The 24,867-nt window shown below is 37.9% G+C and carries 30 protein-coding genes and 3 pseudogenes; 30 read left to right on the top strand and 3 right to left on the bottom strand.

What is annotated here, in order from left to right; all coding sequences use genetic code 11:
- Positions 1-60 precede the first annotated feature (60 nt).
- The 7 genes from miaB to NQ556_RS08760 all read left to right on the top strand — a co-directional run bounded on the left by miaB (position 61) and on the right by NQ556_RS08760 (position 5,479).
- Positions 61-1,533 carry a tRNA (N6-isopentenyl adenosine(37)-C2)-methylthiotransferase MiaB gene (miaB, locus tag NQ556_RS08790; RefSeq protein ID WP_204575985.1) on the top strand — a complete coding sequence of 491 codons (1,473 nt, stop codon included), beginning with the start codon at positions 61-63 and terminating at the stop codon, positions 1,531-1,533.
- 75 nt (positions 1,534-1,608) lie between these two features.
- Complete coding sequence (locus NQ556_RS08785; RefSeq protein WP_008375501.1) at positions 1,609-2,040, top strand: putative ABC transporter permease; 432 nt, start codon at positions 1,609-1,611, stop codon at positions 2,038-2,040.
- A gap of 421 nt (positions 2,041-2,461) precedes the next feature.
- Entirely contained in the window at positions 2,462-3,820 is a 1,359-nt protein-coding gene (locus NQ556_RS08780) for a peptide MFS transporter (RefSeq protein WP_243269738.1), read from the top strand.
- Positions 3,821-3,966: 146 nt separating this feature from the next.
- Positions 3,967-4,404 (top strand): hypothetical protein, encoded by a 438-nt coding sequence (locus NQ556_RS08775; RefSeq protein WP_008375505.1) that lies wholly within the window; start codon positions 3,967-3,969, stop codon positions 4,402-4,404.
- Positions 4,405-4,490: 86 nt separating this feature from the next.
- Positions 4,491-4,811 (top strand): hypothetical protein, encoded by a 321-nt coding sequence (locus NQ556_RS08770; protein ID WP_044999281.1) that lies wholly within the window; start codon positions 4,491-4,493, stop codon positions 4,809-4,811.
- 115 nt (positions 4,812-4,926) lie between these two features.
- A complete protein-coding gene (locus tag NQ556_RS08765; protein ID WP_044999282.1) occupies positions 4,927-5,187 on the top strand; it encodes a type II toxin-antitoxin system Phd/YefM family antitoxin in 261 nt (86 codons plus the stop codon).
- On the top strand, positions 5,177-5,479 hold the full coding sequence (locus tag NQ556_RS08760; RefSeq protein ID WP_204575979.1) for a type II toxin-antitoxin system RelE/ParE family toxin: 303 nt from the start codon (positions 5,177-5,179) through the stop codon (positions 5,477-5,479). Before NQ556_RS08765 ends, NQ556_RS08760 begins: the two co-directional genes overlap by 11 nt.
- A 304-nt stretch (positions 5,480-5,783) precedes the next feature.
- On the opposite strand, the gene NQ556_RS08755 is transcribed toward NQ556_RS08760, so the two are convergent.
- Positions 5,784-5,984, bottom strand: a complete 201-nt coding sequence (locus NQ556_RS08755) for a DUF6061 family protein (RefSeq protein ID WP_117558203.1) — start codon at positions 5,982-5,984, stop codon at positions 5,784-5,786.
- A gap of 368 nt (positions 5,985-6,352) precedes the next feature.
- Here NQ556_RS08755 and NQ556_RS08750 point away from each other — a divergent pair, with 368 nt between their 5' ends.
- The 11 genes and pseudogenes from NQ556_RS08750 to NQ556_RS08700 form a co-directional block, all read left to right on the top strand.
- Positions 6,353-6,688, top strand: coding sequence for a DUF3784 domain-containing protein (locus NQ556_RS08750; RefSeq protein ID WP_173825769.1), 336 nt, complete (start codon positions 6,353-6,355; stop codon positions 6,686-6,688).
- Positions 6,689-6,718: 30 nt separating this feature from the next.
- Positions 6,719-7,069: a hypothetical protein gene (locus NQ556_RS08745; protein WP_330614819.1), complete on the top strand. Its 351-nt coding sequence runs from the start codon at positions 6,719-6,721 to the stop codon at positions 7,067-7,069.
- A gap of 47 nt (positions 7,070-7,116) precedes the next feature.
- Entirely contained in the window at positions 7,117-7,878 is a 762-nt protein-coding gene (locus NQ556_RS08740; protein WP_007886465.1) for an ABC transporter ATP-binding protein, read from the top strand.
- On the top strand, positions 7,865-9,637 hold the full coding sequence (locus NQ556_RS08735; protein ID WP_204575978.1) for an FtsX-like permease family protein: 1,773 nt from the start codon (positions 7,865-7,867) through the stop codon (positions 9,635-9,637). The genes NQ556_RS08740 and NQ556_RS08735 overlap by 14 nt, the downstream gene beginning before the upstream one ends.
- A gap of 254 nt (positions 9,638-9,891) precedes the next feature.
- Complete coding sequence (locus tag NQ556_RS08730; RefSeq protein WP_005608558.1) at positions 9,892-10,251, top strand: ArsR/SmtB family transcription factor; 360 nt, start codon at positions 9,892-9,894, stop codon at positions 10,249-10,251.
- A 59-nt stretch (positions 10,252-10,310) separates the two neighbouring features.
- Complete coding sequence (locus NQ556_RS08725) at positions 10,311-12,665, top strand: heavy metal translocating P-type ATPase (protein ID WP_204575976.1); 2,355 nt, start codon at positions 10,311-10,313, stop codon at positions 12,663-12,665.
- A 16-nt stretch (positions 12,666-12,681) separates the two neighbouring features.
- The gene (locus NQ556_RS08720) at positions 12,682-13,200 is read left to right on the top strand and encodes a DUF6921 family protein (RefSeq protein ID WP_117526016.1); all 519 of its coding nucleotides are present in this window, start codon (positions 12,682-12,684) and stop codon (positions 13,198-13,200) included.
- A gap of 10 nt (positions 13,201-13,210) precedes the next feature.
- A complete protein-coding gene (locus tag NQ556_RS08715; protein WP_204575974.1) occupies positions 13,211-13,750 on the top strand; it encodes a pilus assembly protein PilX in 540 nt (179 codons plus the stop codon).
- Positions 13,747-15,291, top strand: coding sequence for an FAD-dependent oxidoreductase (locus NQ556_RS08710; RefSeq protein WP_204575973.1), 1,545 nt, complete (start codon positions 13,747-13,749; stop codon positions 15,289-15,291). Before NQ556_RS08715 ends, NQ556_RS08710 begins: the two co-directional genes overlap by 4 nt.
- The gene (locus tag NQ556_RS08705) at positions 15,288-15,992 is read left to right on the top strand and encodes a succinate dehydrogenase/fumarate reductase iron-sulfur subunit (protein WP_330614818.1); all 705 of its coding nucleotides are present in this window, start codon (positions 15,288-15,290) and stop codon (positions 15,990-15,992) included. The genes NQ556_RS08710 and NQ556_RS08705 overlap by 4 nt, the downstream gene beginning before the upstream one ends.
- Before the next feature lie 135 nt (positions 15,993-16,127).
- Positions 16,128-16,259: pseudogene (locus NQ556_RS08700) on the top strand (ArsR family transcriptional regulator); the annotation flags it as partial.
- A gap of 73 nt (positions 16,260-16,332) precedes the next feature.
- Here NQ556_RS08700 and NQ556_RS08695 read toward each other — a convergent pair.
- A pseudogene (locus tag NQ556_RS08695) lies at positions 16,333-16,573 on the bottom strand (DUF6061 family protein).
- 432 nt (positions 16,574-17,005) lie between these two features.
- Here NQ556_RS08695 and NQ556_RS08690 point away from each other — a divergent pair.
- The 6 genes and pseudogenes from NQ556_RS08690 (at position 17,006) to NQ556_RS16850 (ending at position 19,655) form a co-directional block, all read left to right on the top strand.
- Complete coding sequence (locus NQ556_RS08690) at positions 17,006-17,323, top strand: hypothetical protein (RefSeq protein ID WP_055215068.1); 318 nt, start codon at positions 17,006-17,008, stop codon at positions 17,321-17,323.
- A 30-nt stretch (positions 17,324-17,353) separates the two neighbouring features.
- Entirely contained in the window at positions 17,354-17,956 is a 603-nt protein-coding gene (locus NQ556_RS08685) for an alpha/beta hydrolase (RefSeq protein ID WP_005337276.1), read from the top strand.
- 45 nt (positions 17,957-18,001) lie between these two features.
- Positions 18,002-18,634: pseudogene (locus NQ556_RS16705) on the top strand (GyrI-like domain-containing protein).
- Positions 18,635-18,798: 164 nt separating this feature from the next.
- On the top strand, positions 18,799-19,080 hold the full coding sequence (locus tag NQ556_RS08675; RefSeq protein WP_007887522.1) for a hypothetical protein: 282 nt from the start codon (positions 18,799-18,801) through the stop codon (positions 19,078-19,080).
- Between the two features lie 16 nt (positions 19,081-19,096).
- Entirely contained in the window at positions 19,097-19,558 is a 462-nt protein-coding gene (locus tag NQ556_RS08670; protein WP_007887521.1) for a helix-turn-helix transcriptional regulator, read from the top strand.
- On the top strand, positions 19,539-19,655 hold the full coding sequence (locus NQ556_RS16850) for a TraM recognition domain-containing protein (RefSeq protein WP_330376210.1): 117 nt from the start codon (positions 19,539-19,541) through the stop codon (positions 19,653-19,655). Before NQ556_RS08670 ends, NQ556_RS16850 begins: the two co-directional genes overlap by 20 nt.
- A gap of 172 nt (positions 19,656-19,827) precedes the next feature.
- Here NQ556_RS16850 and NQ556_RS08665 read toward each other — a convergent pair whose 3' ends face one another.
- Positions 19,828-20,034: a helix-turn-helix domain-containing protein gene (locus NQ556_RS08665; RefSeq protein ID WP_082424159.1), complete on the bottom strand. Its 207-nt coding sequence runs from the start codon at positions 20,032-20,034 to the stop codon at positions 19,828-19,830.
- A gap of 140 nt (positions 20,035-20,174) precedes the next feature.
- On the opposite strand from NQ556_RS08665, the gene NQ556_RS08660 reads away from it, so the two are divergent.
- The 6 genes from NQ556_RS08660 to NQ556_RS08635 all read left to right on the top strand — a co-directional run bounded on the left by NQ556_RS08660 (position 20,175) and on the right by NQ556_RS08635 (position 24,517).
- Complete coding sequence (locus tag NQ556_RS08660) at positions 20,175-20,534, top strand: hypothetical protein (protein ID WP_147339274.1); 360 nt, start codon at positions 20,175-20,177, stop codon at positions 20,532-20,534.
- 314 nt (positions 20,535-20,848) lie between these two features.
- Positions 20,849-21,271 (top strand): tyrosine-type recombinase/integrase, encoded by a 423-nt coding sequence (locus tag NQ556_RS08655; RefSeq protein ID WP_195509161.1) that lies wholly within the window; start codon positions 20,849-20,851, stop codon positions 21,269-21,271.
- Between the two features lie 678 nt (positions 21,272-21,949).
- Complete coding sequence (locus NQ556_RS08650; protein ID WP_204575969.1) at positions 21,950-23,239, top strand: hypothetical protein; 1,290 nt, start codon at positions 21,950-21,952, stop codon at positions 23,237-23,239.
- Between the two features lie 115 nt (positions 23,240-23,354).
- The gene (locus tag NQ556_RS08645; protein WP_044999282.1) at positions 23,355-23,615 is read left to right on the top strand and encodes a type II toxin-antitoxin system Phd/YefM family antitoxin; all 261 of its coding nucleotides are present in this window, start codon (positions 23,355-23,357) and stop codon (positions 23,613-23,615) included.
- Positions 23,605-23,901, top strand: coding sequence for a type II toxin-antitoxin system RelE/ParE family toxin (locus NQ556_RS08640; protein WP_008375613.1), 297 nt, complete (start codon positions 23,605-23,607; stop codon positions 23,899-23,901). Before NQ556_RS08645 ends, NQ556_RS08640 begins: the two co-directional genes overlap by 11 nt.
- A gap of 241 nt (positions 23,902-24,142) precedes the next feature.
- Positions 24,143-24,517 (top strand): TnpV protein, encoded by a 375-nt coding sequence (locus NQ556_RS08635; RefSeq protein WP_001129922.1) that lies wholly within the window; start codon positions 24,143-24,145, stop codon positions 24,515-24,517.
- The last annotated feature ends 350 nt before the right edge of the window (positions 24,518-24,867 follow it).

The raw sequence follows: 24,867 nt of genomic DNA, 5'->3' as shown, positions 1-24,867 counted from the left end.
AAACGTGTTATACTAAAGTATAATATGAGAGCATTACTACCGATGAAAGGAAAAATGAAAATGTCTGGATATAACAATAAAGAAGAAATAGAAAAAATATTAGAAAGTGTCGATATAACCGGCGAAGCTCCTATTGCGGAACCAGAAAGGCAGTATTATTTTATTAAGAAAGCACGCAAATATGTAAAGGAAATGTCTGAAAAGATAGGACGCCCTTTAACCGCGACTACCGTAACCTTTGGGTGTCAGATGAACGCTCGTGACTCCGAAAAGCTGGTCGGAGTTCTGGAACTGATCGGATACAAGGAAGAGCCGGATGAAGAGAAAGCAGACTTCGTTATCTACAACACCTGTACTGTCCGTGAAAATGCGAATCTGCGTGTTTACGGACGTCTGGGACAGCTTGGTGCAAAGAAGAAAAAGAATCCGCATATGTTCATCGGACTCTGCGGATGTATGATGCAGGAACCGACTGTTGTAGAGAAGATCAAGAAGAGCTATCGGTTTGTTGACCTGATCTTTGGAACTCACAATATTTATAAATTTGCAGAACTGATCGTGACAAGATTTGAATCTGAGAGAATGGTGATCGATATCTGGAAGGATACCGATAAGATTGTGGAGGATCTTCCGAGCGAACGTAAATTTTCCTTCAAATCCGGTGTTAACATCATGTTCGGATGTAACAATTTCTGCAGCTACTGTATCGTACCGTATGTGCGTGGACGTGAGAGAAGCCGTAATCCCAAAGATATCATTCGCGAGATTGAAGGACTTGTGGCAGATGGTGTGGTAGAAGTTATGCTCCTTGGTCAGAATGTAAATTCTTATGGAAAGAATCTGGAAGAGCCGATGACATTTGCACAGCTTCTTCAGGAGATTGAGAAGATTGAAGGACTGGAGAGAATCCGCTTTATGACTTCCCATCCAAAGGATTTATCAGATGAACTGATTGATGTGATGGCACATTCCAAGAAAATCTGCAAGCATCTGCATCTTCCGGTTCAGTCAGGAAGCAGCAGGATCCTGCAGAAGATGAACCGTCATTACACCAAGGAGCATTATCTTGAGGTGGTAAGAAAGATCCGCGAAGCAGTGCCGGATATTTCCCTTACAACGGATATTATCGTCGGATTCCCTGGGGAGACAGAGGAAGATTTTCAGGATACTCTGGATATTGTAAGACAGGTGCGTTATGACAGTGCCTTTACTTTTATCTATTCCAAGAGAACAGGAACCCCTGCGGCAGCAATGGAAGATCAGGTTCCTGACGATGTGGTAAAAGACCGTTTTGATCGCCTTTTAAAAGAGGTGCAGCAGATTTCGGCGGAAGTATGCTCTGTACATCAGGGAACCACACAGGATGTGCTGGTAGAAAGTGTCAACGATCATGATCCGTCATTGGTGACAGGACGAATGAGCAACAACCTCCTGGTACATTTCCCGGGAGATGAAAGCATGATCGGTAAGATCGTGACAGTTTACTTAAAAGAGGCAAAAGGCTTCTATTATATGGGAGAACTCTGTAAATAAATCCAATGATTTGTGATAAAATCCAAAAGAAACGCTCATGCTATGTAAGAGATTTGCATAGTGAGGGCGTTTTTTATGGTGAAAAGAGTGAGTAAAAGGGTAAGTGAGATAGTCTTTCTGATAGCAGCAGGGGGAAGCACCTATTATCTGATCGAGATCTGGTTTCGTGGATTTTCTCATTGGACCATGTTTGTGCTTGGGGGAGTTGCATTGACATTTTGTAGTTTTCAGGGCGAGGTAATGCACTGGTCTGAGCCGATGTGGATTCAGATTATCCGGGCAGTGCTTTTCCTGACATCCCTGGAATTTATGACGGGGATTATCTGTAATAAATGGCTGAAGATCGGGATCTGGGATTACCGGGATCAGCCGTTCCAGCTGTGTGGCCAGATCTGCCTGCCGTTTATGGTGATGTTTTCAGGACTTTTATGCCTTGCGATCGTGCTTGGAGGAGTGGTGCTCTGGGGCGTATATGGGGAGGAAAAGCCGGAGTTTCATGTGTTGTAAAAGGGACTTAAGCATTTTTTATATGTGAAAAATGACGAAATTAAGATGAAAAGAGTCGTGGGAAACCAAACTCTTTTCATTTTTTTTGTGGATGGTTACAAAAATGAGCATAAATGCATTTTGTTAAATGTAAAATGTTGACAATTCTAGGAAAATTCAGTAAGATACAAGAAAGGTTCAAGATAAAAAACAAGTGAATATAATCATGGAAAAAGGAGGGCAGCAGGAAAAATCGGGGAAAATATAAACTGTTTTTTATTGAATGAGAAGTATATGTTATTTGGAGGAAAACTAAAAATGAATCAATATGATGAAGCCTTAAAAAAGGAGACCGCGTTTTTGGGTCAGCCTAGGGGGGGTGGGGACTCTCAGCTTTGTACAGCTTTGTTCGTCTTTTTCGAACTACGCAATGAATGCCGTAATGATCTATTACCTGTATGCAAATGCACCTGCAGGTCTTGGATTCGATAAAGCGGATGCAGCACAGTTGATTTCTTTATATGCAACTGTAGTCGGAATGACAACCATCATCGGAAGCTATGTCTGCGACCGTATTCTTGGATGTCGTAGGTCACTGCTTGTAGCCAGAGTTACCGGATTTATCGGTTATACCTTGCTTGCATTTCCACTTGGGGTAGTAGGATATGCAGCTGCTATGGGATGTATGGTATTCGGTTCACTCTTCGCAGGAAGATGTATCGAAACTCTGATCGGTAAATTCTACGATGAGAACGATGGAAGACGTGACAGTGCTTTCACAATTTCTTACGTAATTTCCAATATCGGTGCAGCAGCTCCGGCCCTTGCAGGTGTAATCGCAGCGAAATGCGGATACCACGCAGCATTCGCATTATCAGCAGTTCTCTCATTCTTAGGTACTGTTGCTTATATTGCTACTTACAAAAAATTCTTCGGAAATATCGGTCTGGAACCGGATGATCCGCTTCCGGCAGATAAGAAACGTTCTTTTGTTGTAAAAATGCTTATTGTTGTTGCTATCGTAGGAACAGCTTTAGCAGTTTCATTTGCAACAGGAAAGCTGAAAATATCTTCCTTTGCAAACGTAGTAAGTACTATTTCCATCTTTATCCCGCTTGCTTATCTTGTCTTCATCTACTCAAGCAAGAAGACAGAAAAGCACGAGAAAAAGAAAGTACTTTGTCTGCTTCCACCATTTATCTGTAACGCCGTTACACTTTTGATCTGGACACAGACAATTTCAATCCTTGCTATCTTCTATGAAGAAAAAGTAAATCGTGTGATCTTCGGAGTAGAAATTCCGGCAGCTTCATTCCAGACAATCCCGGCAATCTTTGCGGTTTGCTTCGGTAGTCTTCTTACCATGCTTTGGACAAAACTTGGCAAGAAACAGCCATTCGGAACAACAAAGATGGGATTCGGAACGATTTTGTGGGGACTTGGAGCAATGATTATTGCACTCCTTTATATCATTTACCCAGGCGATGCAAAAGTAAATGCATGGTGGATCGTATTGTTCTATGTAGTACTGATGTTTGCTGAAGGATTTACATGCCCGATCGGTTACTCCATTACAGCAGTGGCAGCACCAAAAGCCTTTGTAACACAGATGATGACTGTATGGTCAATGTCTCAGTCAGTAGGAGCTGCTCTTAACATGATCCTCGTTAACTTCTATAAAGAAGGAAGCGAAGTGCCGTTCTTCATCGGAATCGGTGCAGTTGTAGCTATCCTTGGTGCAGTCGTACTCGCTTTCAGCAAGAAGCTTGCAGAAGGAATGGGAATGGAAAGAGAAGCGTAGGAAGTTTTTCAAGAATAAATCTAATAAATGTCTTCTTAAAGAAGAAGTAATAAAAAGTATCAAAAAAATCCTTGTCAGGCAGAGATGTCCGGCAAGGACTTTTTAATTCTATAACATTTTGCAATATTTTGTAATAAAGGAGGAAAGTGAGGTGGACAGATTTAAAAGAATGCTGCGATTATTACAATATAAACTATAAATCCCTATGTACTTATATGCAGAAAAATAAAATATCAAAAGAGGAGGCGCTCAGCCATTATTATCAGTATTATAAATATAATCGTTTTACATATAACCATGTGACTTATGACAGTTTCGCCGCATGCTGCATGGCATATGAGATTAAACCGATCTGCGCCCGGCGATATGCAAAAAGAAAGCATTTTCTGCTGCGGCATGCGCTTTCCAGCTATTTGAATTATCATAATAAAAGAAAAATATATTTCTGCGGACAGGAATATATTACATTTACATCATGTTGCAGAGCATTTGGATGCAATGCATCTTATGTGTCGGCATACGCAAAACGGCACGGAATATCCAGAGAAGAAGCTTTGAAATTTTATATCAATCGGTGTCATTAAAAGCGGTGCGCAATAGAGCATGGCGAAAGAATTGTTCGGCACAAGAAGCATTCCGGCATTGTTTGAAAAGGAAGAAGAATCTGGAAATGGACGTGTTTTACTATAAAGGTGATAGGTATAAGGACTTGAAAGAATGCTGCAAGCAATATGGAATCAATGTTCAATCTGTGCATTCTTATAGGTTCCGGAATAAAGACAGCGATTATGATGAGGCGATTGATTATATTAGAAAGATTACGAAACAGCGGCAATTTATTTGGGAGGATGGAAGTGTATATGAATCAATCAATTCCCTTTGTAGAATGAAAAGTATCTCGGTAAGCAGTGTGAGAGATAAAGCGAGAAAGAAAGGGATGTCTTTACAGGAAGCGGCAAAATATTATATTGAGAGAAATAGTTATGACTGATGAGTATGCAGTATAAGCGGATGGTAGAATTTGTGAGAAATGTGTTGCTGTTTATTGCAATTATGATAAAATTAGGATAAAATAAAGATAGAAAAAAGTGAAAGGAGAGGTGGAAATGATACAAATTCGCCCAGTTTCTGATCTCAGAAATAAATTTCCTGAAATTGAGACTCTTGTTAATAGTGGAAATCCTGTGTATTTAACTAAAAATGGATATGGAGCTATGGTTGTTTTAAGTTTAGAAGAGTATGCAAGCCTCACTGATAATATCGAAATGAAGCTTGATGAAGCTGACAGACAGGCTGCGGGAACCGATGAAAGACTTTCTCACGAAAGCGTGTTCAAAAATGCAAGGAGTGCAATACATGGAAAATAAATCTTATCAGCTTCGCTACTTGCCAATATTTGAAACTGATTTGCTAAGTACGGTAAATTACATTACAAATGTCTTGAAAAATGAAGATGCAGCACATCGGTTGGTTGATGATATTGAAAGTGCCATATTGAAAAGGCTGGAAAATCCTCTTGCGTTTGAACCTTATCGTTCTGCAAAAAGGAGAGAGTATCCATATTATCGGATTTATGTGAGGAATTATGTGGTTATCGGGAATGTTATGGAAGTAAGGCGACTGATATATAGTGCGAGAGATACAGATCGTCATTTATAACAGAATGATAAAAATGTAATTGCAAAATAGCGATAATTTATTTTAGAAAAATAGTAGTAGGAAACAATACAGAACTCCTCTATATGAGAATAAAGTTGTTCTCATATAGAGGAGTTCTGTATTCTCAATTAAATATTTGAAAATAAATATGTGAAAAAATTAAAAACTTGCTGAATAAGCAAAAAGTTGCGGGTACAGAACTGTATAATCGAAAACAAAGGAAATGATTTTAACTTTAGTAAAAATGAGAATCATATGAGGAATGAGAAGATGGAAAGAATTATCAATATTGAAGATTCAGTAATCAAACATTCCCATCAAGATACAGTCTCGCATATTCTAGTGGTTCATCAATGGCAAGTGTGTTTAATGCACAATCTGATCCGGGTGTGGTTCTCAAATTCTTTTCTGCTTCCCAGCAGTCAATGCGAAGCATATAGTCTGCACTGGTATAAACATCAATGCTGTTTCGTCCGGGATTATATTCTGCAAATATTGTTCTCATCGTATCTTATCTCCTTATCGTTCAATCAATTATTTGCTACAAAAATCAGAAACATTTCAATCAGTTCACCATGTCACTTTTATTTTGTGTTATACTGTTTTATATAATTTTTTTGGTCTCCGCTGCCGCTTCGGTCGGCACAGAGCAGAGGTCCACCGGACCTCTTGTGCCCTTGTATTTTCCCTTATCAGAGTTCGTAAACACTGGTGGGACGATATAACACAAGGGAAACAATAAGGGAAAGCTCACCTGCGACAAATCCAGTGTTTTCAATGGTTTGCGGAGAATTTAATAACAAAATATAACAGTTATTAAATTTCTTAAAACAGGTGAAATCTCAATCGGTATTTGTGAAGGAGGAATATACTATGAATATAGGGTTTTGGCTATGTGGAGTTTTGGTTATTCCATTTGTGATTATAGGAGTGTTATTTGCAATATTTAAAGAAAAAGCGACTAAATTTGTTTCGGGATTTAATTCATTACCGAAAGAAGAAAAGGCATTGTATGATAAAGCTCATATTTCTCGTGATATAAAAAATCAGTGTTTTACATGGGCTGGCATAATGTTAGTAGGAGCAGTGTTGTCTTATTTTTTAACACCATATATGGCTATTCCGGCTTTTATTATTTGGCTCGTTTTATTTTTCAAAGAGGTTCACTTTGACACGCACAAAGCATTTGAAAAATATTTATTAAAATAAATTCCAGATGATAAAGCAGAAGTATAGGGTTTGATTCATATGATTTCAGTAAAAAAACAGAGAATTGCTGCTATTATGGTTTTAAGTTCCATCATGCTGATTTTACTTTTGTCGCTAAATTTCCGACTCTGGAGTGGATATTATGCAGAAGGGGATTTGGAAAGTATAGTCATACAACAGATGGAATGTTTGGAAAAGTCAAATAGTGAAAACGATATAAGCGAAAGTATATGTTTGCATTTCTATGAGTGTATATGTTTCGGTGGAATAGAAATAATGGTGCTCTGGGTATATGATGGCTTTAAAGACCTCGGACAAGGTGAGTTTTCTTTCAGACCGGGAGTTACCCTTTGCAGTCTATCGGTTCGGATGGATGATTAAATACTTCTGATAATCAAATTTAAAATTTATTATCAGGAGGAACTTCGATGTATGTATTAAATGCAAATCATATTTCAAAAAGTTATAAAACTGCAGGAGAAACTATGCGGATTTTGCAGAATGTGAATCTGCAAGTTATGAAAGGAGAAATGGTTGCTATTATGGGACCATCCGGCAGTGGAAAGACTACTCTGCTCCATGTGCTGACCGGGGTTGACACACCGGACGATGGAGAAATCGTAATAGGAGGAGAAACATTTTCACAGCTTACGGAAGAAGAGAAGGCATTTTTTCGCAGAAAGCATATGGGAATGATTTTTCAGGATTTCCAGCTTTTGGAGAGTTTGACGGTAAAAGAAAATATATTGTTACCACTCATTCTTGAACGAAAAGAAGCAGACATCCAGCAAGAGCGTTTTTCAAGAATAGCGGATGTGCTCGGCATTGAAAAATTAGCTGACAAAGGAATTACGGAAATATCGGGAGGTCAGAAACAGAGAGTTGCGATTGGCAGGGCGCTGATCAATGAACCGGATATTATTTTTGGAGATGAGCCAACAGGAAGCCTTGACCGAAAGACCACCGGGGATGTGATGCGATGTATGAAACAGATGAATCAACGGTCTGGCATCAGCTTTCTGCTTGTGACACATGATGCTTATACGGCATCCTTTTGTGACCGGGTACTTTTTCTACAGGATGGGAATCTGGCAAAAGAAGTAAAGAAAGAGAACACTGCCGATAATTTCAGAGAAGATATATGGAAAACGCTGTGCGGTTTGGGAGGTGGAAAAGATGACCTTTTTTGATATTTCCCGAAAGATGCTGAAAGCTGGTTTTTACAAATATCGATTGTACTTTCTATGCAATTTATCTGCAACGGCATTATTCTGTTGTTTTGCAGTTATTTCCACAAACAGGACGTTTATGAATGCGTCGATTGTAAATTCATCAATATCCAATAACATTTATCTTCCATTTTTTCTGTCTGCAGTGTTTCTGGTTTTTTTTCTTCCTGTTTCGTGTCAGGCATTTCTGGCATCAAGAAAACAGGAATACGGCGTGATGTTTTCTCTTGGCATGAGCCGGAAGGAAGCGTTTAGAAACTTACTTTTTGAAAATGTGATCATATCCGTGCTGGCATTAGCAATAGCACTTGCGGCAGGAATTGTGCTGTCATTTTTATTTTTTTCCGTTATCATTTATGCAATAGATGTTCACGGAGTGCAATGGCAGTTTTGCCCGGAAGCATATAAGCTTACAGCAGTTCTATATACAGTAGTGGTGGCAGTTGCCTTTATCCTGAATGCCGGGAGACTTATGCTGGATAAAATCGGAACCCTGCTAAAAGCACAATATCGGGCAGAAAAAACAGGAAAGATCGGTACGTTCTTATGCAGACTTGCACCCAACTACATGAGGTTTCATCTGGTGGAATGGTCATTTGTCCGCAGACACAAGAAAGAATGGGGATGTAGGTATGTTTTAGCCTCTCTCATAATAGCGGTATCTGTTATGCTTACGGGGGTATGTGTGACTTTATATCCGGCTTTTCTACAGGATGCAAAAAGTTATTCTCCCTATGACATGGTGTACTCAGAAATCTATGGAATGAATCAGGTTTCAGTACAGGATGTCCTTCATATATTGGAGAAAAATGGTGTTACTGTAGAACAGGTCATTCAGCTTCCCTATATCAGAGATGATGTTTTTAATTACCTTCCTGTGACAGAAATAAACCGGGATTTTGGATGTGATTATCAGATTCAGGAAGGCGAGTTTTTGAATTTGTTTCAGTACAATCTGGAAGATGGGTATGAACATAACATACAGCCAGTATCTACTGTAACGATTTCCGGGGATAGAAAGCTGCAGTCTGTTGGAACAGATGTAAAGATACTGTTTAATCAAAATCCGACCTTTGCAGATAAAACACTGATCATCAACGATTCTGATTTCGAAAAATTAAGTGCAGATATAACAGGTAGTGCTGGTATCGCAAACTTGTTTCAGTTTCAGAATTGGGAAGATTCTTATGCGGGAGTATGTGAAGTAAAAGAATATCTGCAGGAAAGCAATCAGTTGAATGAAGATGAGCAGACGTATTATGAATTGTCTTCGAAAGTGGAGAAATACCAGGATGCAAAGAAATCAGGACAATTTTTATTATTTTTGATGGCATTTGTGATAGGGCTTATGATAATGGCTGAGTTTCTGTTAATTCATTCACGTATCCAGGCAGAGAAGGAAGAAAATAGCAGGGTCGTTTGTAGTTTGCGAATGTTGGGAATGATAGACAAGGAAATGGTAAAGTGCCTATGCTATAAGAATTTTCTAAGATTTATACCGCCATCGGTTGTGGGAACAATCCTTTCTTTTCTGCCATCTTATTATCTGAATGAGAGTTATGGAATGGGGACGAATGGAATTCTGGCAGGAATCGTATTTGGAGTGATTTTGACAGTCGGAATATTCGTAGTGATACGCAGGTATTCTGAAAAAGAAGAAAAACTTTATGAAAGCGGTTTTATAATACAAGGAAGAGGATTTTTCGAGAGGATTTTTTGATTATAGATAAGTAGAAAAAGATTCAAATCCTGTGTATAATTAAAAGATAAAGATAGAGACAACTCGGAATTTACAGGAAGTGTGACAAGAAAGCCAAAACGGTATACTGGGAAAAAAGATTAAGAAAAGAATAAAGAGCTGGTTTTAATTGTAAAATTTATGGGGAACTAACATCAGCTTATTGACATAAATTTAAAAATAAGTATAATAATAGTTGAGTAATTGTTCAACTATTATTATTTGGAGGTGAACATATGTCAAAAACGTCTTATATTTGTAATTGCGATGTAATTCATGAGGATATTGTGAATGATGTGAAATCCAAGATGCAGCTAAAAGATGATTATATCCAGTTGGCTTCTTTGTTTAAGCTATTTGGAGATGGAACTAGAGTACAAATCTTACACGCTCTAGAACAGAGTGAGATGTGTGTATGTGATCTTGCAGTGCTACTGGGGGTAACAAAATCTGCAATTTCGCATCAGTTAAAGGCATTACGCCTAGCGAATCTGGTAAAATTCCGAAAAGAAGCACAGATAGTTTACTACTCGCTGGCAGATGATCATGTGAAAGAGATTATTGACAAGGGATTTGAGCATCTTTGGCAGAAATAATATTTTTTAACATTATAGTTGAGTAATTGAACAACTAAACAAATTATAAGGAGATTATCATGAAACGCATATTTCTATTAAAAGGGTTGGACTGTCTAAATTGTTCCGCAAAAATTGAAAAAGAAGTCGGAGAGTTGGATGGAGTGCAATCCTCAGTGGTAAATCTGATGAAGCAGACGCTTACAATCAATGTTACTCAGACAGCCGCAGATACGATAGTCAGTCAGATTGAAACGATTGTTCATAGTCATGAGCCAGATGTGGAAGTTCAGGAAGAAACCGTTATGAATGTTACAAAGAGTTATTCGTTAAAAGGGTTGGACTGTCCGAATTGTTCCGCAAAAATTGAAAAAGAAGTCGAAGAGTTGGATGGAGTGCAATCCTCAGTGGTAAATCTGATGAAGCAGACGCTTACAATCAATGTTGCTCAGACAGCCGCAGATACGATAGCCAGTCAGATTGAAACGATTGTTCATAGCCATGAGCCAGATGTGGAAGTTTCTGAAATTGTACAGGAATCTTATATACCGGAAAAAAAGCAGGAGGCCAATGAATCCTATAACAATGAGGATAAGAAGTTGACAGTTCGTTTAGCGACTGGTGCAGCAATCTATGCCATTGGTATGGCATTGACTGTTTTTGCGAAAGTGCCACTGCCTATCGAGTTAGCTTTTCTCATTGTTTCTTATGTTATTCTTGGTGGAGATGTTGTATGGCAGGCTGTGAGGAACATTTCAAAGGGGCGTGTATTTGATGAACATTTTTTGATGAGTGTTTCTACGATTGGGGCTTTTGTCATTGGTGAATATCCAGAAGCAGTTGCTGTTATGCTATTCTATCAGGTAGGTGAATTTTTTCAGTCATTGGCTGTTAAGCGTTCAAGAAAATCTATATCAGACTTAATGGATATACGTCCAGATTCTGCTACAGTAAGAAGAAATGGGGAATTGATTACCATATCTCCAGAAAATGTCTCCATTGGTGAGATTATTATTGTAAAGCCTGGTGAAAAAATTCCATTAGACGGTGTGGTATTGGATGGAGATTCTATGCTGGATACAAGCGCCTTAACAGGAGAATCAGTTCCGAGAAGTGTTCATAAAGGAGACGAAGCACTTTCCGGTTGTATGAATCAGACGGGTGTCTTAATGATTAAGACAACAAAAGCATTTGGTGAATCTACGGCTTCAAAGATTATTGATCTTGTGGAAAATGCGTCAAGCCGAAAAGCACCAACAGAAAATTTTATTACTACATTTGCACGTTATTATACACCTGTGGTTGTAATCTTAGCAGCTTTTCTGGCGATTCTGCCACCGATCATTCTTGGCGGAGGCTGGACAGAGTGGATTCGCAGAGGATTTGTTTTCCTTGTGGTATCTTGTCCATGTGCATTGGTTATTTCAATCCCGCTGACTTTCTTCGGCGGCATTGGTGCAGCATCTAAACGAGGTGTTCTTGTAAAAGGAAGCAATTATTTAGAGGCACTTAATAATGTCAGCGTTATTGTGTTCGATAAAACCGGAACACTTACAAAAGGTGTTTTCAATGTGACAGATATTTTGCCTGCAAATGGATTTTCAAAAGAACAGGTTCTGGAGTATGCGGCAGAGGCAGAGAGTTTTTCTAACCATCCTATTGCAAAATCCATTCTTGCTGCTTATGGAAAAGAAATTGATCAGTCAGTGATTTCTGATTATAAGGAAATTTCAGGATATGGAATCAGTGTAATGGCAGGGGAAAAGAAAGTTTTTGCTGGCAATACGAAACTTATGGATACAGAATGTATAGAGTACACAACCTGTGAAAACGCAGGTACAAAAGTTTATTTGGCTGTAGATGGTCAATATGCAGGATGTATTTTGATAACAGATGAAGTGAAGCCGGACAGTAAAAAAGCAATTTCTGACCTGAAACATATCGGCGTGGAAAAAACAGTCATGCTTACCGGTGATGATGAAAAAATTGGGAAGTCCGTTGCAGAAGAATTGCAGTTGGATGAATATTATGCACAGCTGCTTCCTGACCAAAAAGTGGAAAAGGTTGAGCTTTTAGATAGTAAAAAGAGACCGGGAAGCAAATTGGCTTTTGTTGGTGATGGTATCAATGACGCTCCTGTCCTTGCCCGTGCAGATGTTGGTATTGCAATGGGTGGGCTTGGTTCGGATGCGGCCATTGAAGCAGCAGATGTAGTTCTGATGACAGATGAACCGTCTAAGCTGGTGGACGCGATTGAAGTAGCAAAAGCGACAAAACAGATTGTCATGCAGAATATAGTGATTGCTCTTGGGATTAAGAGTGTGTTCCTGATTCTTGGCGCTCTTGGTATTGCGGGAATGTGGGAAGCTGTATTTGGTGATGTAGGCGTTACCATAATTGCCGTCTTGAACGCAATGAGGATTTTGAAAAAATAAGAAACGAGGTGGCAATGTGAAACGGAAATTGATTCTGTTAGCAGTTACAATTGTTTTTCTTGCAGGTTTCGGTGCACTTTTGCACTCACCGCCTTCTATGATTGATGCAGTCACAGGAGCAACACCGAAGTCAAAAAAGGCGGCTCAAGCCGCCGCACAGTTGGAAGGCTCTTATGTTCTCGGTATTAATATGATGTCAGATGGTCTCGACAACGAGAACACCCGGAATAAATTAAAAGAATTGGCACTGGACGATTCGGAAACAAATGAAACAGATCTCATGAAAACGGACATTAGTTTTCGGTTATATGTATCTGAGACGGATTATCCGCTTGTCAGTTATGCTAAGAAACTCTGTGACAAGTTGAAACAGGCCGGTTTTTTCGTAGATCTGAAAGAGTACAGTAACACAATGATGCTATCAAGAGTGGTAAGTGGAAAGTATGATGTATTCCTGGCATCGGATGATTTTATTGACGTTACAACGCTAACACAGATGGACTATATGATCATGGACAGCGAAGAAATGAGGTGAGCGGGAATTTATGAGAAAATGGAATACGATTTTGTCTGTTTTAATGCTTCTCATTTTTATGATTCATGGAATCATGGGCAGCTTTATGCTGAACGGAGTTGGAAGTAGCGCAGGGAAACTTCTTGCATGGATTGGTGTTGGTATTCTTGTTGTGCATACGGTGATTGGTGTCATCCTGACAGTTCAGAGTTTACAGACAGCGAAGCAATCCGGAAAAAGGTATCTGAAACAGAACGCCATATTCTGGGCGAGACGAGCCAGTGGGCTGGCAATACTGATCCTGCTGTTCTTCCATATTGGCTTGTTTGGAAAGGTGCAGAATGGGACATATATTTTGTTCCCTTTTACAACGGTAAAGATGGTAACTCAGCTTTTGTTCGTGGCGGCAATCTTTGTTCATATTTTTATCAATATCCGCCCATTGCTCGTATCGCTGGGAATCATCAGTTATAAAGAACGAAGGGGTGATATATATTTGATTCTTTCGGTGCTCCTTCTGTTTATAGCGGGCGCAGTTATTTTCTATTATATTGGGTGGCAATATCTATGAGTAAGACAATTATTATTATAGGTGCTGGACTGGCAGGACTTTCAGCGGCTTTGCAGGCAGCGGAAAATGGATGCAATGTAAAACTGGTTTCCTCCTTTCCATCAGAGCGGGCGCAGTCTGTTATGGCGGAGGGCGGTATCAACGCAGCTTTGAATACAAAAGATGAAAACGACAGTCCCGAAGAACATTTCACAGATACAATAAAGGCGGCTTGCGGTCTGGCAGACCCAAATGCAGTTTGGGGAATGACACAGGCAGCACCGGAGCGGGTGCACTGGCTGTTAGAACTTGGAGTTCAATTTAACATGAGCGGCTATGATGATGTGGATCTGCGGAATTTTGGCGGGCAGAAAAAGAAAAGGACTGCTTTTGCGCAGAGCGATACCGGGAAGCAGATCATGACAGCTATGATAGACGCTGTTCGCAGGAAAGAAGCATCTGGTATGGTAGAACGGTTCAGCCATCATTCTTTCCTAACACTTCGTCTGTGTGGCAATATTTGTTGTGGCTGCGTAATCAGGGATGAATACAGTCAGGAGACTGTGGAATTATCGGGGGATGCGGTTATTGTTGCCACCGGTGGTATGCACGGATTGTTTGGAAATACAACGGGTTCGCTGAGCAATACAGGAGAAGTCACCGCAGAATTGTTCCGGCTTGGTGTTCCTCTGGCAAATGGCGAGATGATCCAGTATCATCCGACAACTGTGAAATGTGGTGGAAAACGCATGCTCATCAGCGAGGCGGCCAGAGGGGAAGGTGGCAGGTTGTTTGCCATGAAAGATGGAAAACAATGGTATTTCATGGAGGAAAAATACCCGGAGCTTGGAAATCTGATGCCACGAGATATTACCGCCAGAGAGATATGGAAGGTTAGCCATGAATCAGAGGTATTTCTTGACATGACGGAAATATCGGACGAGATTATTTCAAATAAGCTATCTGGTCTGGCAGACGATTGTATGACCTATCTGCATAAAGATATACGAAAGGAACCGGTGTCTGTTTTACCGGGAATTCACTATTTTATGGGAGGCATTCTGGTGGATGAGCAGCACAGAACGCCGATTCAGAATCTTTACGCTGCCGGAGAATGCTGTGCCCAATATCATGGTGCCAACCGTCTTGGTGGAAATTCTCTGTTAGGAGCGTTATACGGAGGACGTGTTGCGGCAAAATCAGCATGCGAACAGGCAGATGTAGTAGATCTATCTTGTGCGACACAGATAGATTTTCCACCAGCGTCCCAAATTTCAGAAATAAAGCAATTAAACAAAGTGATGCAGGAGACTATGGGCGTTGTCAGAAATGAGAATACGTTGTTAAATGGGATTCAAACGGTACAAGCGCTGACAGGAAATCTTCCATTGCTTGGCATGGCAGTTCTAAAGAGTGCTCTTGCAAGAAAAGAAAGCCGTGGTGCACACTGGCGGGAGGATTATCCGAAGAGCAATGACGATGATTACCTTAAAACAACGGTAGCCAGATTTGATGGAAAGCAGATACAGATTTCCTTTGTACCTGTTCCAGAAAGGCGGTGATTCACTTGGTATATAAAATAAGAATCAGGCGGCAGGAGAGTCAGAAAGCAGACAGTTATTGGCAGGAATTTGAGTTTGACGGAAGCAAAAACAGCTCTGTTGCCACTGTTCTAAAGGAATTGAACAGTACTTTGAAAGATAACTCAGGAACTATAGTTACTCCCATCAGCTGGGAATGTAGCTGTATGGTGCGAAAATGTGGGGCTTGCGCCATGCTGATTAACGAACGTCCGAGGCTGGCATGCTCTACATTTCTACATATGTTAAAAGGTTCTACAATCACCTTGGAACCTTTAAGCAAATTTCCGCTTGTAAGAGATTTGATCGTTGACCGGTCAAATCTGTTTGAAAATTTGAAAAAACTGAACCTTTGGCTTGAAAGTGAAGCTTATATGAGTTCGTGGACACATGAACCGAGATACCAGTCGGCACGCTGTCTGATGTGTGGCTGCTGCCTTGAAGTGTGTCCTAACTTCTCTGCAAATGGGACTTTCGCAGGCGCTGTTGCTGCAGTCAACGCATTTCGGATTCTGAATGAAGAACAGGAAAGCACTCATTTGAATGAGATTTCTGCTGAATATAAGAAGAAATATTTTGAGGGATGCGGGAAGTCGTTATCTTGTCATGATATTTGTCCGATTGGTCTGCCTGTGGAAGAACTGCTTGTAAGGTCGAATGCAGCGGCTGTTTGGGGCAAATAAAATGGATGATAAAAGCTATAATGAATGTATGAAGAGAATCAAAAACTTGATTCTCTTTTTTAAAACACATACATTGGCAAATATCTATGTATATATTATATTGAACATAGACAATGATCAATGTGAGGTGTCAATATGAATGCAATGGATGTGGCTTTGATATGCAAGGCTTTGGGCGATGCGAACCGGCTGGAAATTGTACAGATGCTGTCGGATGGAGAAAAGTGCGGGTGTAAACTTTTGGAAAGATTTGAAATTACCCAGCCAACTTTATCCCATGATGAATTTTCCGGAAATATTGTAGCTAATAGTTATTTAAACTGTTGTATTTGTTTAAAAATTAAAAAATATCTAATGAGTCTTCCGCATCTACCCACATCTGCAAATTTCCATCAAGATATAATCTTGCATATTCAAGAGGATCATCAATGGCGAGTGCGTTTAATGCACAGTCTGATCCTGATGTGGTTTTTAAGTCCTTTTTCAGCTTCCCAACAGTCAATGCGGAGCATATAGCCAACAGAGGTATAAACATCAATGCTGTTTCGTCCGGGATTGTATTCTGCAAATATTGTTCTCATCGTATCTTATCTCCTTATCGTTCAATCAATTATTTGCTACAAAAATCAGAAGCATTTCAATCAGTTCACCATGTCACTTTTATTTTGTGTTATACTGTTTTATATAATTTTTTTGGTCTCCGCTGCCGCTTCGGTCGGCACAGAGCAGAGGCCCACCGGACCTCTTGTGCCCTTGTATTTTCCCTTATCAGAGTTCGTAAACACTGGTGGGACGATATAACACAAGGGAAACAATAAGGGAAAGCTCGCCTGTGATAAATTCAGTGTTTTCAAGGGTTTGCGGAGAATTTAATAACAAAATATAACAGTTGTTAAATTGCTTAAAACAGGTGAAATCTCAATCGGAATTTGTAGAATTAGTAAATCTCGATTTTGGGAAATACAAGAATGTGTCTCATTATGGTTTTAATGCGGTTTGTAAGGAGAAACAATATGATTGGGTTTGTTATATGGTCACTTTTTGGAGTGTTTATAATTGGATTAGGAATAAAAGATATGTTTTCTAAGAATCCCGTTGGATTCTGGGCTAATACCGAAACAATAAAAGTAAAAGATGTGAAAGGTTACAATCGTGCGAGCGGACTATTGTTTATAATCTATGGAATCATTTTTGTTATATTAGGAATTCCGCTGTTAGAAGGTCAAAATACACCATACGTTCTGTTGTCGGTTATTGGTGTGATGGTGGAAACAATTGTAATTATGGCTGCTTATAGTTTAGTTATCGTTAAAAAGTATGAAGAGAAGTAAATAACTTATAATTTGTGGAGGATAACTATTGTGGATAAAGCAGTTATTTATATACATGGAAAAGGTGGTAATGCTGAAGAAGCTATTCATTACAAACCGCTCTTTAGTAATTGTGATGTGATTGGTCTCGACTATACTGCACAGTTTCCATGGGAAGCAAAAGAAGAATTTCCATTACTTTTTAATTCAATTTATAGAAACTACAAGACGGTTGAAGTAATTGCCAATAGCATTGGAGCGTATTTTGCTATCAATGCCTTATCAAATCAGCAAATAGAGAAAGCATATTTTATTTCGCCCGTTGTAGATATGGAAAGGCTTATTGCTGATATGATGATTTGGGCAAATGTTACAGAGGATGAACTCAAAGAGAAAAAAGAAATTCAGACAACCTTTGGAGAGACTCTTTCATGGGATTATCTTTGCTATGCAAGAGAAAATCCTATTATATGGGAAATCCCAACGCACATTTTATATGGTGAAAAAGATAATCTTACCGCTTATGGAACGATATTTGAATTTGTACAGAGGACTAATTCAACACTTTCTATTATGAAAAATGGAGAGCATTGGTTTCATACGGATGAACAAATGAAATTTCTTGATGAATGGATAATAAAATCTTCCAAATAAATTCAAGTTTGGAGAATTGAGAAAATCGGAATTTTGGAGGTTATTATGGCTTTTGATTTTAAAAAAGAGTATAAAGAATTCTATATGCCGAAGAACAAACCAGAGATTGTAAATGTACCTAAGGCAAATTATATTGCAGTTAGAGGAAAAGGCAATCCAAATGAAGAAGGCGGAGCATATCAACAAGCAATCAGTGTTCTATATGCTGTTGCATACACATTAAAAATGAGTTACAAGACTGATTATAAAATTGAAGGATTTTTTGAATATGTTGTTCCGCCATTGGAAGGTTTTTGGTGGCAGGATGATGTCGAGAGTGTAGATTATACAAATAAGTCTGCTTTCAGCTGAATTTCTGTTATCCGTTTGCCTGATTTCATTTCTAAAGCTGATTTTGACTGGGCGGTAGAAACAGCAACAAAAAAGAAGAAACTTGATTGTTCGTCAGCAGAGTATCTTACGATTGATGAGGGATTATGCGTTCAAATTATGCATATAGGTTCTTTTGATAATGAGCCAGCAACTGTTGCGCTTATGGATACTTATTTAGAACAAAATGGATATGTTAATGATATTAACAAAGATAGGTTGCACCACGAGATTTATATGTCTGATGCAAGAAAGGTTGCCCCAGAAAAATGGAAAACTGTAATTAGACATCCAATTAAGAAAGCGTAAAATTCCCGTTTATTGGGAAGTCGCAGAGAACGAAAAATCGGAATTTTGCTTTCGATGACCAGAATGAAAATCGTTACCGTTGCGCCTGTTTTCACAAGCGTTGCGTGACATAAAAAGAATTCTTTTTTAATATCAAAGTATCAAAAACAAAGGAGGTTCTTTTTATGTTGAAGGAATTAAAGAAAAACAAAATGAGTGTTGTTGCAACTGGAATTTTATTTGGTGTTATGGGGGTATTAATTATTCCTATGATAGCAGTAATTGTAAAAATATCGAATGCATTATCCCAAAAACATCCTAGGATATACAAGTATAGTATGATTGCTTTTATCGGTATGTTATTGGCAATTAGCCTATTTTGCGTTGTTATTAAACATCAGATGAGTTTTCTTGTAATAGTTGCTTGTTTAGCAATAACATTATGCGACACTATTAAAAACAGATAATAAATGGAGTACAACTATGGAAATATCAGATTTGATTAAATCAGCCAGAATTGAAAAGGGCTTAACCCAACAACAACTGGCTGATGTTGTCTTTGTTACGCGACAGACAATTTCGAAATGGGAATTGGGAAAAAGTGTTCCTGACCAAGCCTCTCTTATATTGCTATACCAGTATTTGGACATCAAGGATAATGAGAAAAAACAGTTATCAAAGCTTATTTTTAATAAGCAAAATATTATATTAATTTTGATTGCAATCTTATTTTCTCCTATGGTTATTGGAGTACGTTTTATCTGTTGTAAAATTGATAAGATTGAAAATCGAAAAATTAAAGCGGTAATCAAGGTTATTGGCTTTGTTGTATTTTCATCGTATCTAGTATCTTTAAAAGAAAATGTGGCGTATTTGTTAATTGGTATATTTTCTCTGGTGTATTTGTTATATCAATTCTATTTGAGTGGATTGGAAACTAAATGACAAGATTCTGGCAACCATGCGTTCCAGAGGGATTTCCTGCAGTATCATCATCCAGAACATTGCACAGATGAAAGTGGTTCTTTGGTCATTATCATGATAATAAGAATATTGGACCGAGAGAAATACTGATATATGAACAGATTATTCGGATACTGTGAGAAATTATGATTCATGAAAACTAAATGTAAATCGAAAACTGTTTGGCAAAACTTTATATGATAATTGAAAAAACAGCTGACTTGCAATAAAAAAATTTTGCAACCAGCTGTTTATTTATCACCTTTTTCAATTTTAACTACCGCTTCTATAGGACAATCTAAAATAACACAAATATCATGTAGAGTATTCATGGTAACACTTTTGTTTTTCCTAAGAGCATCTAATGTTCCAGTGCTTATGTGGTAGGTTTTGATTAATTCATATTGAGAAATCCCCTTATCTTTTAATGTCTGCCATAATGGGGCGTAGGTAAACAAATGTATCACCTCTTTCATGCGTGTTCTATATTTAATTATAGGGTTTTCAATTACCTTACATATTGCCGAATATTCGACTATAATAAACATAACAAGAGAGCAAAGATTAGATACAATGTAGTTCAAATATGGAGAAAGATATGGAAAAGTGTGCAGAACAGCAAAGGCTGTTATTCCTTGGTATGTGTAGTTTGGAAGACCGAAAGAGAATTTGTGATGAAAAAATAATGGATTTATATAATTTTGAGCGAATTACTTATTTGCTGGAAGCGTTTGGATTTGAAGAATATAAATTTGTATTTGAAATGAAGTATAAAGATCTGCTACTGAAACTTGCGGATATTGTTGAGCAGAATTTAGTATGTGGAAATTCTATGGATAAATATGTGTTACAGGATAAATACGAAATAAGAAATGAGTGGCAGCAAGAGTTTGTTAGAAATTTGCCCAATGAAGTAATGAAAAACTGTATTCAGGAGATATTTGATTTGTATGCATAAATGCTAGATTTGTTTCGACTTAATATATTTGTGTACAGAAAAAGGTATGACATAAAAATAATAAAGGATTATGTGCGAAAATTGAAACCTGGTTCCAATTTTTGTGCTTTATGCCATATTCAAACAGAAGGGAGTGATAATAAGGACTATTTGTTATTCTGGGAACCGAAAAATAAAATGAGATTTTCTTATCAGATAGATGTTGAATTTTTAGCTTATCTTGAAAAGAATTTAAAAATTTGTTAAGATGGAACAGGTAAGCAAATAGGTAGTCATCTGTCTGTTAGAAAGAAGAAAAAGGATGGATGAGTATCATGGCTAAAGCCTTAAATGGGAAAGAGTTGGGGAAAGGAATTACTCAACTGAGAAATGGAACCTATCAAGCACGTGTGTATATTAAAGGAAATGACAAACCTATATATGCATCCAGTAAAAGATTAGAAGAAGTAAAACAAAAGAGAGAAAAAATATTAGAACGGTATAATCTGGGCTTACAGACTGATATTAGCAAAAAAACGTTAAATGATTGGTTTGATGAGTGGATGGAGTTATATGTGGTTGGAAAAGTGAAACCTAGGACTGTACAAAACTATATAAGAGAGTATGAAAGATGTAAATCTTATATAGGGCATATAAAAGTAAATCAATTACAACCGACATATATCCAAAAAATGGTAAACGAATTATTTAAAAAAGGATATAAGAGGGCAACGGTTAAACAATCAGTATCCGTTTGAGGAGAATTTTGTGAATAAAGAATTTGATAAAATACGAGAAAAAATGTAAAATACCTAGAAGTTACAAATGGAAATAACTGAGCCTGCGAGGAAGCAAAGATACGATGGTTTTCTCGTAGGCTGACAGATAAAAAAGAGAATAATTATAACAAACACGCGGATAAATATGCAAAAGGCTATTAGGGAAGAAAGTACGAAAGTTTAGAAAACCGTGTAAAAACCGTGTAGAAAAAAAGTGGAAAGTGCTGAAACCCTTGTAAAATAAGGAGATTTTGATATGACTGGTGAACTAACACCGACCGCCTGATAATTTTAACCCTACAAAAACGCGATAAAGCGCGTGGTTGAGGGATTTTTTTATGGTCGGAAAAGTTGTCTGAAAGTTCTGACAACGGCATGGAGTGTACTGTAGTGTTGTGGAGTACATTGGAGTACATGGTCAAAAAATGGTCACAAATGCTTTTTCCCAAATGCATACTCATACATACTCATGCATATTGTGTAACCTTTAATGTTAGTTCCCCTATGTTTGTATAATTATTCCGTTTTTTATTCTAATTCAATTCATTTTTATCTTTTCAACTGTTAAATCTAAATTTTGCGTTTCTGCAAAATCATTTATACAATTTCCTGAGATCAGGTATTTTATACATTGAAATAAAAAGAAGGTTTCAATTTATGAATATCAATAACAGTAAATATATCTTCTATGCATTTAATAAGAAATGGAAGAGTATTCGTGAGTGTTGCAAATACTATGAAGTAAGATATGGATCTGTTATGTCTTACAAAAGAATCCACAAGTGTACAGCTGAAGAAGCAATCGCATATTGCAGAAATTTGAAAAAACTAGGTATATTTTATTTTAAGAAAGTGAGGTGGACAGATTTAAAAGAATGCTGCGATTATTACAATATAAACTATAAATCCCTATGTACTTATATGCAGAAAAATAAAATATCAAAAGAGGAGGCGCTCAGCCATTATTATCAGTATTATAAATATAATCGTTTTACATATAACCATGTGACTTATGATAGTTTTGCAGCTTGTTGTGAGGCTTACAATATTAAATCGGTTTGCGTCAGAAGATATGCGAGAAAAAAACATTTTCTATTGCGGCATGCATTTGCCAGCTATCTGAATTATCATAATAAACGAAAAATGTATTTCTGCGGACAGGAATATATTACATTTACATCATGTTGCAGAGCATTTGGATGCAATGCATCTTATGTGTCGGCATACGCAAAACGGCACGGAATATCCAGAGAAGAAGCTTTGAAATTTTATATCAATCGTATTGAAAAGCAGGAAGGACAAAAAATAGATTCCAGAACATTTGTATTCCGGGATAGTATTTATCATGATTTGAGTGACTGCTGCCACAAACTTGGTATAAATGTCAGCAGCGTTTATGGTTATATGTGGAGAACGAAAAAGGGTAAAGTAGAGGCGGTTGAATATTACTATAATAAAAAGATGGAGGATTATTTTGAATGGGAGTTGGTTTTATACTCGTCTTTGTCGGCATGCTGTACAAAATTTGATGTGTCATTAAAAGCAGTACGCAATAGAGCGTGGCGAAAGAACTGTTCGATCCAAGAAGCTTTCCGACATTGTCTGAGAAGGAAGCAAAGTCTGGAAACGGATGTATTTTACTATAGAGGTGATGAGTATAAAAATTTGAAAGAGTGCTGTGAAAAATACAATATTAATGTTCAATCTGTGCATTCTTATAGGTTTCGGAATAAAGACAGCGATTACGATGAGGCAATTGATTATATTAGAAAGATTACGGAAAATCGGCAATTTATTTGGGAGGATGGAAGTGTATATGAATCAATCAATTCCTTTTGTAGAATGAAAAGTATCTCTGTAAGCAGTGTGAGAGATAAAGCGAGAAAGAAAGGGATGTCTTTACAGGAAGCGGCAAAATATTATATTGAGAGAAATAGTTATGACTGATGAGTATGAAGTATAAGCGGATGGTAGAATTTGTGAGAAATGTGTTGCTGTTTATTGTAATTGTGATAAAATTAGGATAAAATAAAGATAGCAAAAAGTGAAAGGAGAGGTGGAAATGATACAAATTCGCCCAGTTTCTGATCTCAGAAATAAATTTCCTGAAATAGAGACTCTTGTTAATAGTGGAAATCCTGTGTATTTAACTAAAAATGGATATGGAGCTATGGTTGTTTTAAGTTTAGAAGAGTATGCAAGCCTCACTGATAATATCGAAATGAAGCTTGATGAAGCTGACAGACAGGCTGCGGGAACCGATGAAAGACTTTCTCACGAAAGCGTGTTCAAAAATGCAAGGAGTGCAATACATGGAAAATAAATCTTATCAGCTTCGCTGCTTGTCAATATTTGAAACTGATTTGCTAAGTACGGTAAATTACATTACAAATGTCTTGAAAAATGAAGATGCAGCACATCGGTTGGTTGATGATATTGAAAGTGCCATATTGAAAAGGCTGGAAAATCCTCTTGCGTTTGAACCTTATCGTTCTGCAAAAAGGAGAGAGTATCCATATTATCGGATTTATGTGAGGAATTATGTGGTATATTATGTGGTTATCGGGAATGTTATGGAAGTAAGGCGACTGATATATAAAAGCACTTGATAAGGAACTGTAAGTTACGATGTTAAAAAGTAGAAGTTACTGATGATGGAACGCCGGATGAGGGGAAACTCTCATGTCCGGTGTGAAGTGGGGGAAAGTCTGGCGATAACATCAAAGGATTACCTATCACTATAGGACCGTTTGATTGCCCTGCATCATTTGGATATTGGTTGGAAACCATCTGATGTAGGACGGATTTTGCGGACATTCAAAATAAAAAAGAATGTGGAGGTAACAGACAATGGCAAAATCATTATTTGAGGAACTGGGCGGCAAATACGAAAGGCAAGGGGATTATTTGATACCGTGCTTAACTGTACCCGCCGAAGAAGAACAGGCAATAGGCATCTGGGGGCAACGGCATTTAGATTATCTAAAACAGTACCGTAAAGTTACATACACCAATCTTCTTACAAGCGGCAGGCTAAACGCCTACCTTGCCGACATCAACAGACAGGCACAGGAACGCTTTGAAAGGCTCATAGAGGGTATGAAACAGGCACAGGGCATAACGGAACAGCTAAAGGCAGAAAACGCCTTAGAATGGACAGGATGCCTCAATAACATAAGGGCTTGTGCGAGGGAGATTGTGGAAAAGGAAATTATTTTTGCATAAACAGATGATTAGTGGCAGGGGGAAATCCTGCCGCTTTTTCTGCTTTAGTTTGTCAGCTTGACAAATAAAGGGTTAAGGAATATAATTAGATTCAGTATTATACAAGGAGTTAATAAATATGCGGCAAGGTATTCTTAAATAAACTGTCAATTTGATAGTGGGAACAAAAAGTAGCAGTCTCGTTTCACTTTTAATATGGGGCTTAGTTTTTTGTACCCAGTTTAAGAATACTTTTATCATGTAATTTTATATGCCCGAAAACATATAAGTGTTTTGGGGCTATTGGAGTTATTTACCCAGTGATAGGAGTATTTATCACTGGGTATTTTTATGCCCTTTTTTGGGTGTTG

It is taken from the genome of Coprococcus comes ATCC 27758 (genome assembly GCF_025149785.1).
Classification (GTDB): Bacteria; Bacillota; Clostridia; order Lachnospirales; family Lachnospiraceae; genus Allocoprococcus; species Allocoprococcus comes.
Note: the sequence above shows the minus strand (reverse complement) of the source record. Positions and strands in the feature narration are given on the sequence as shown.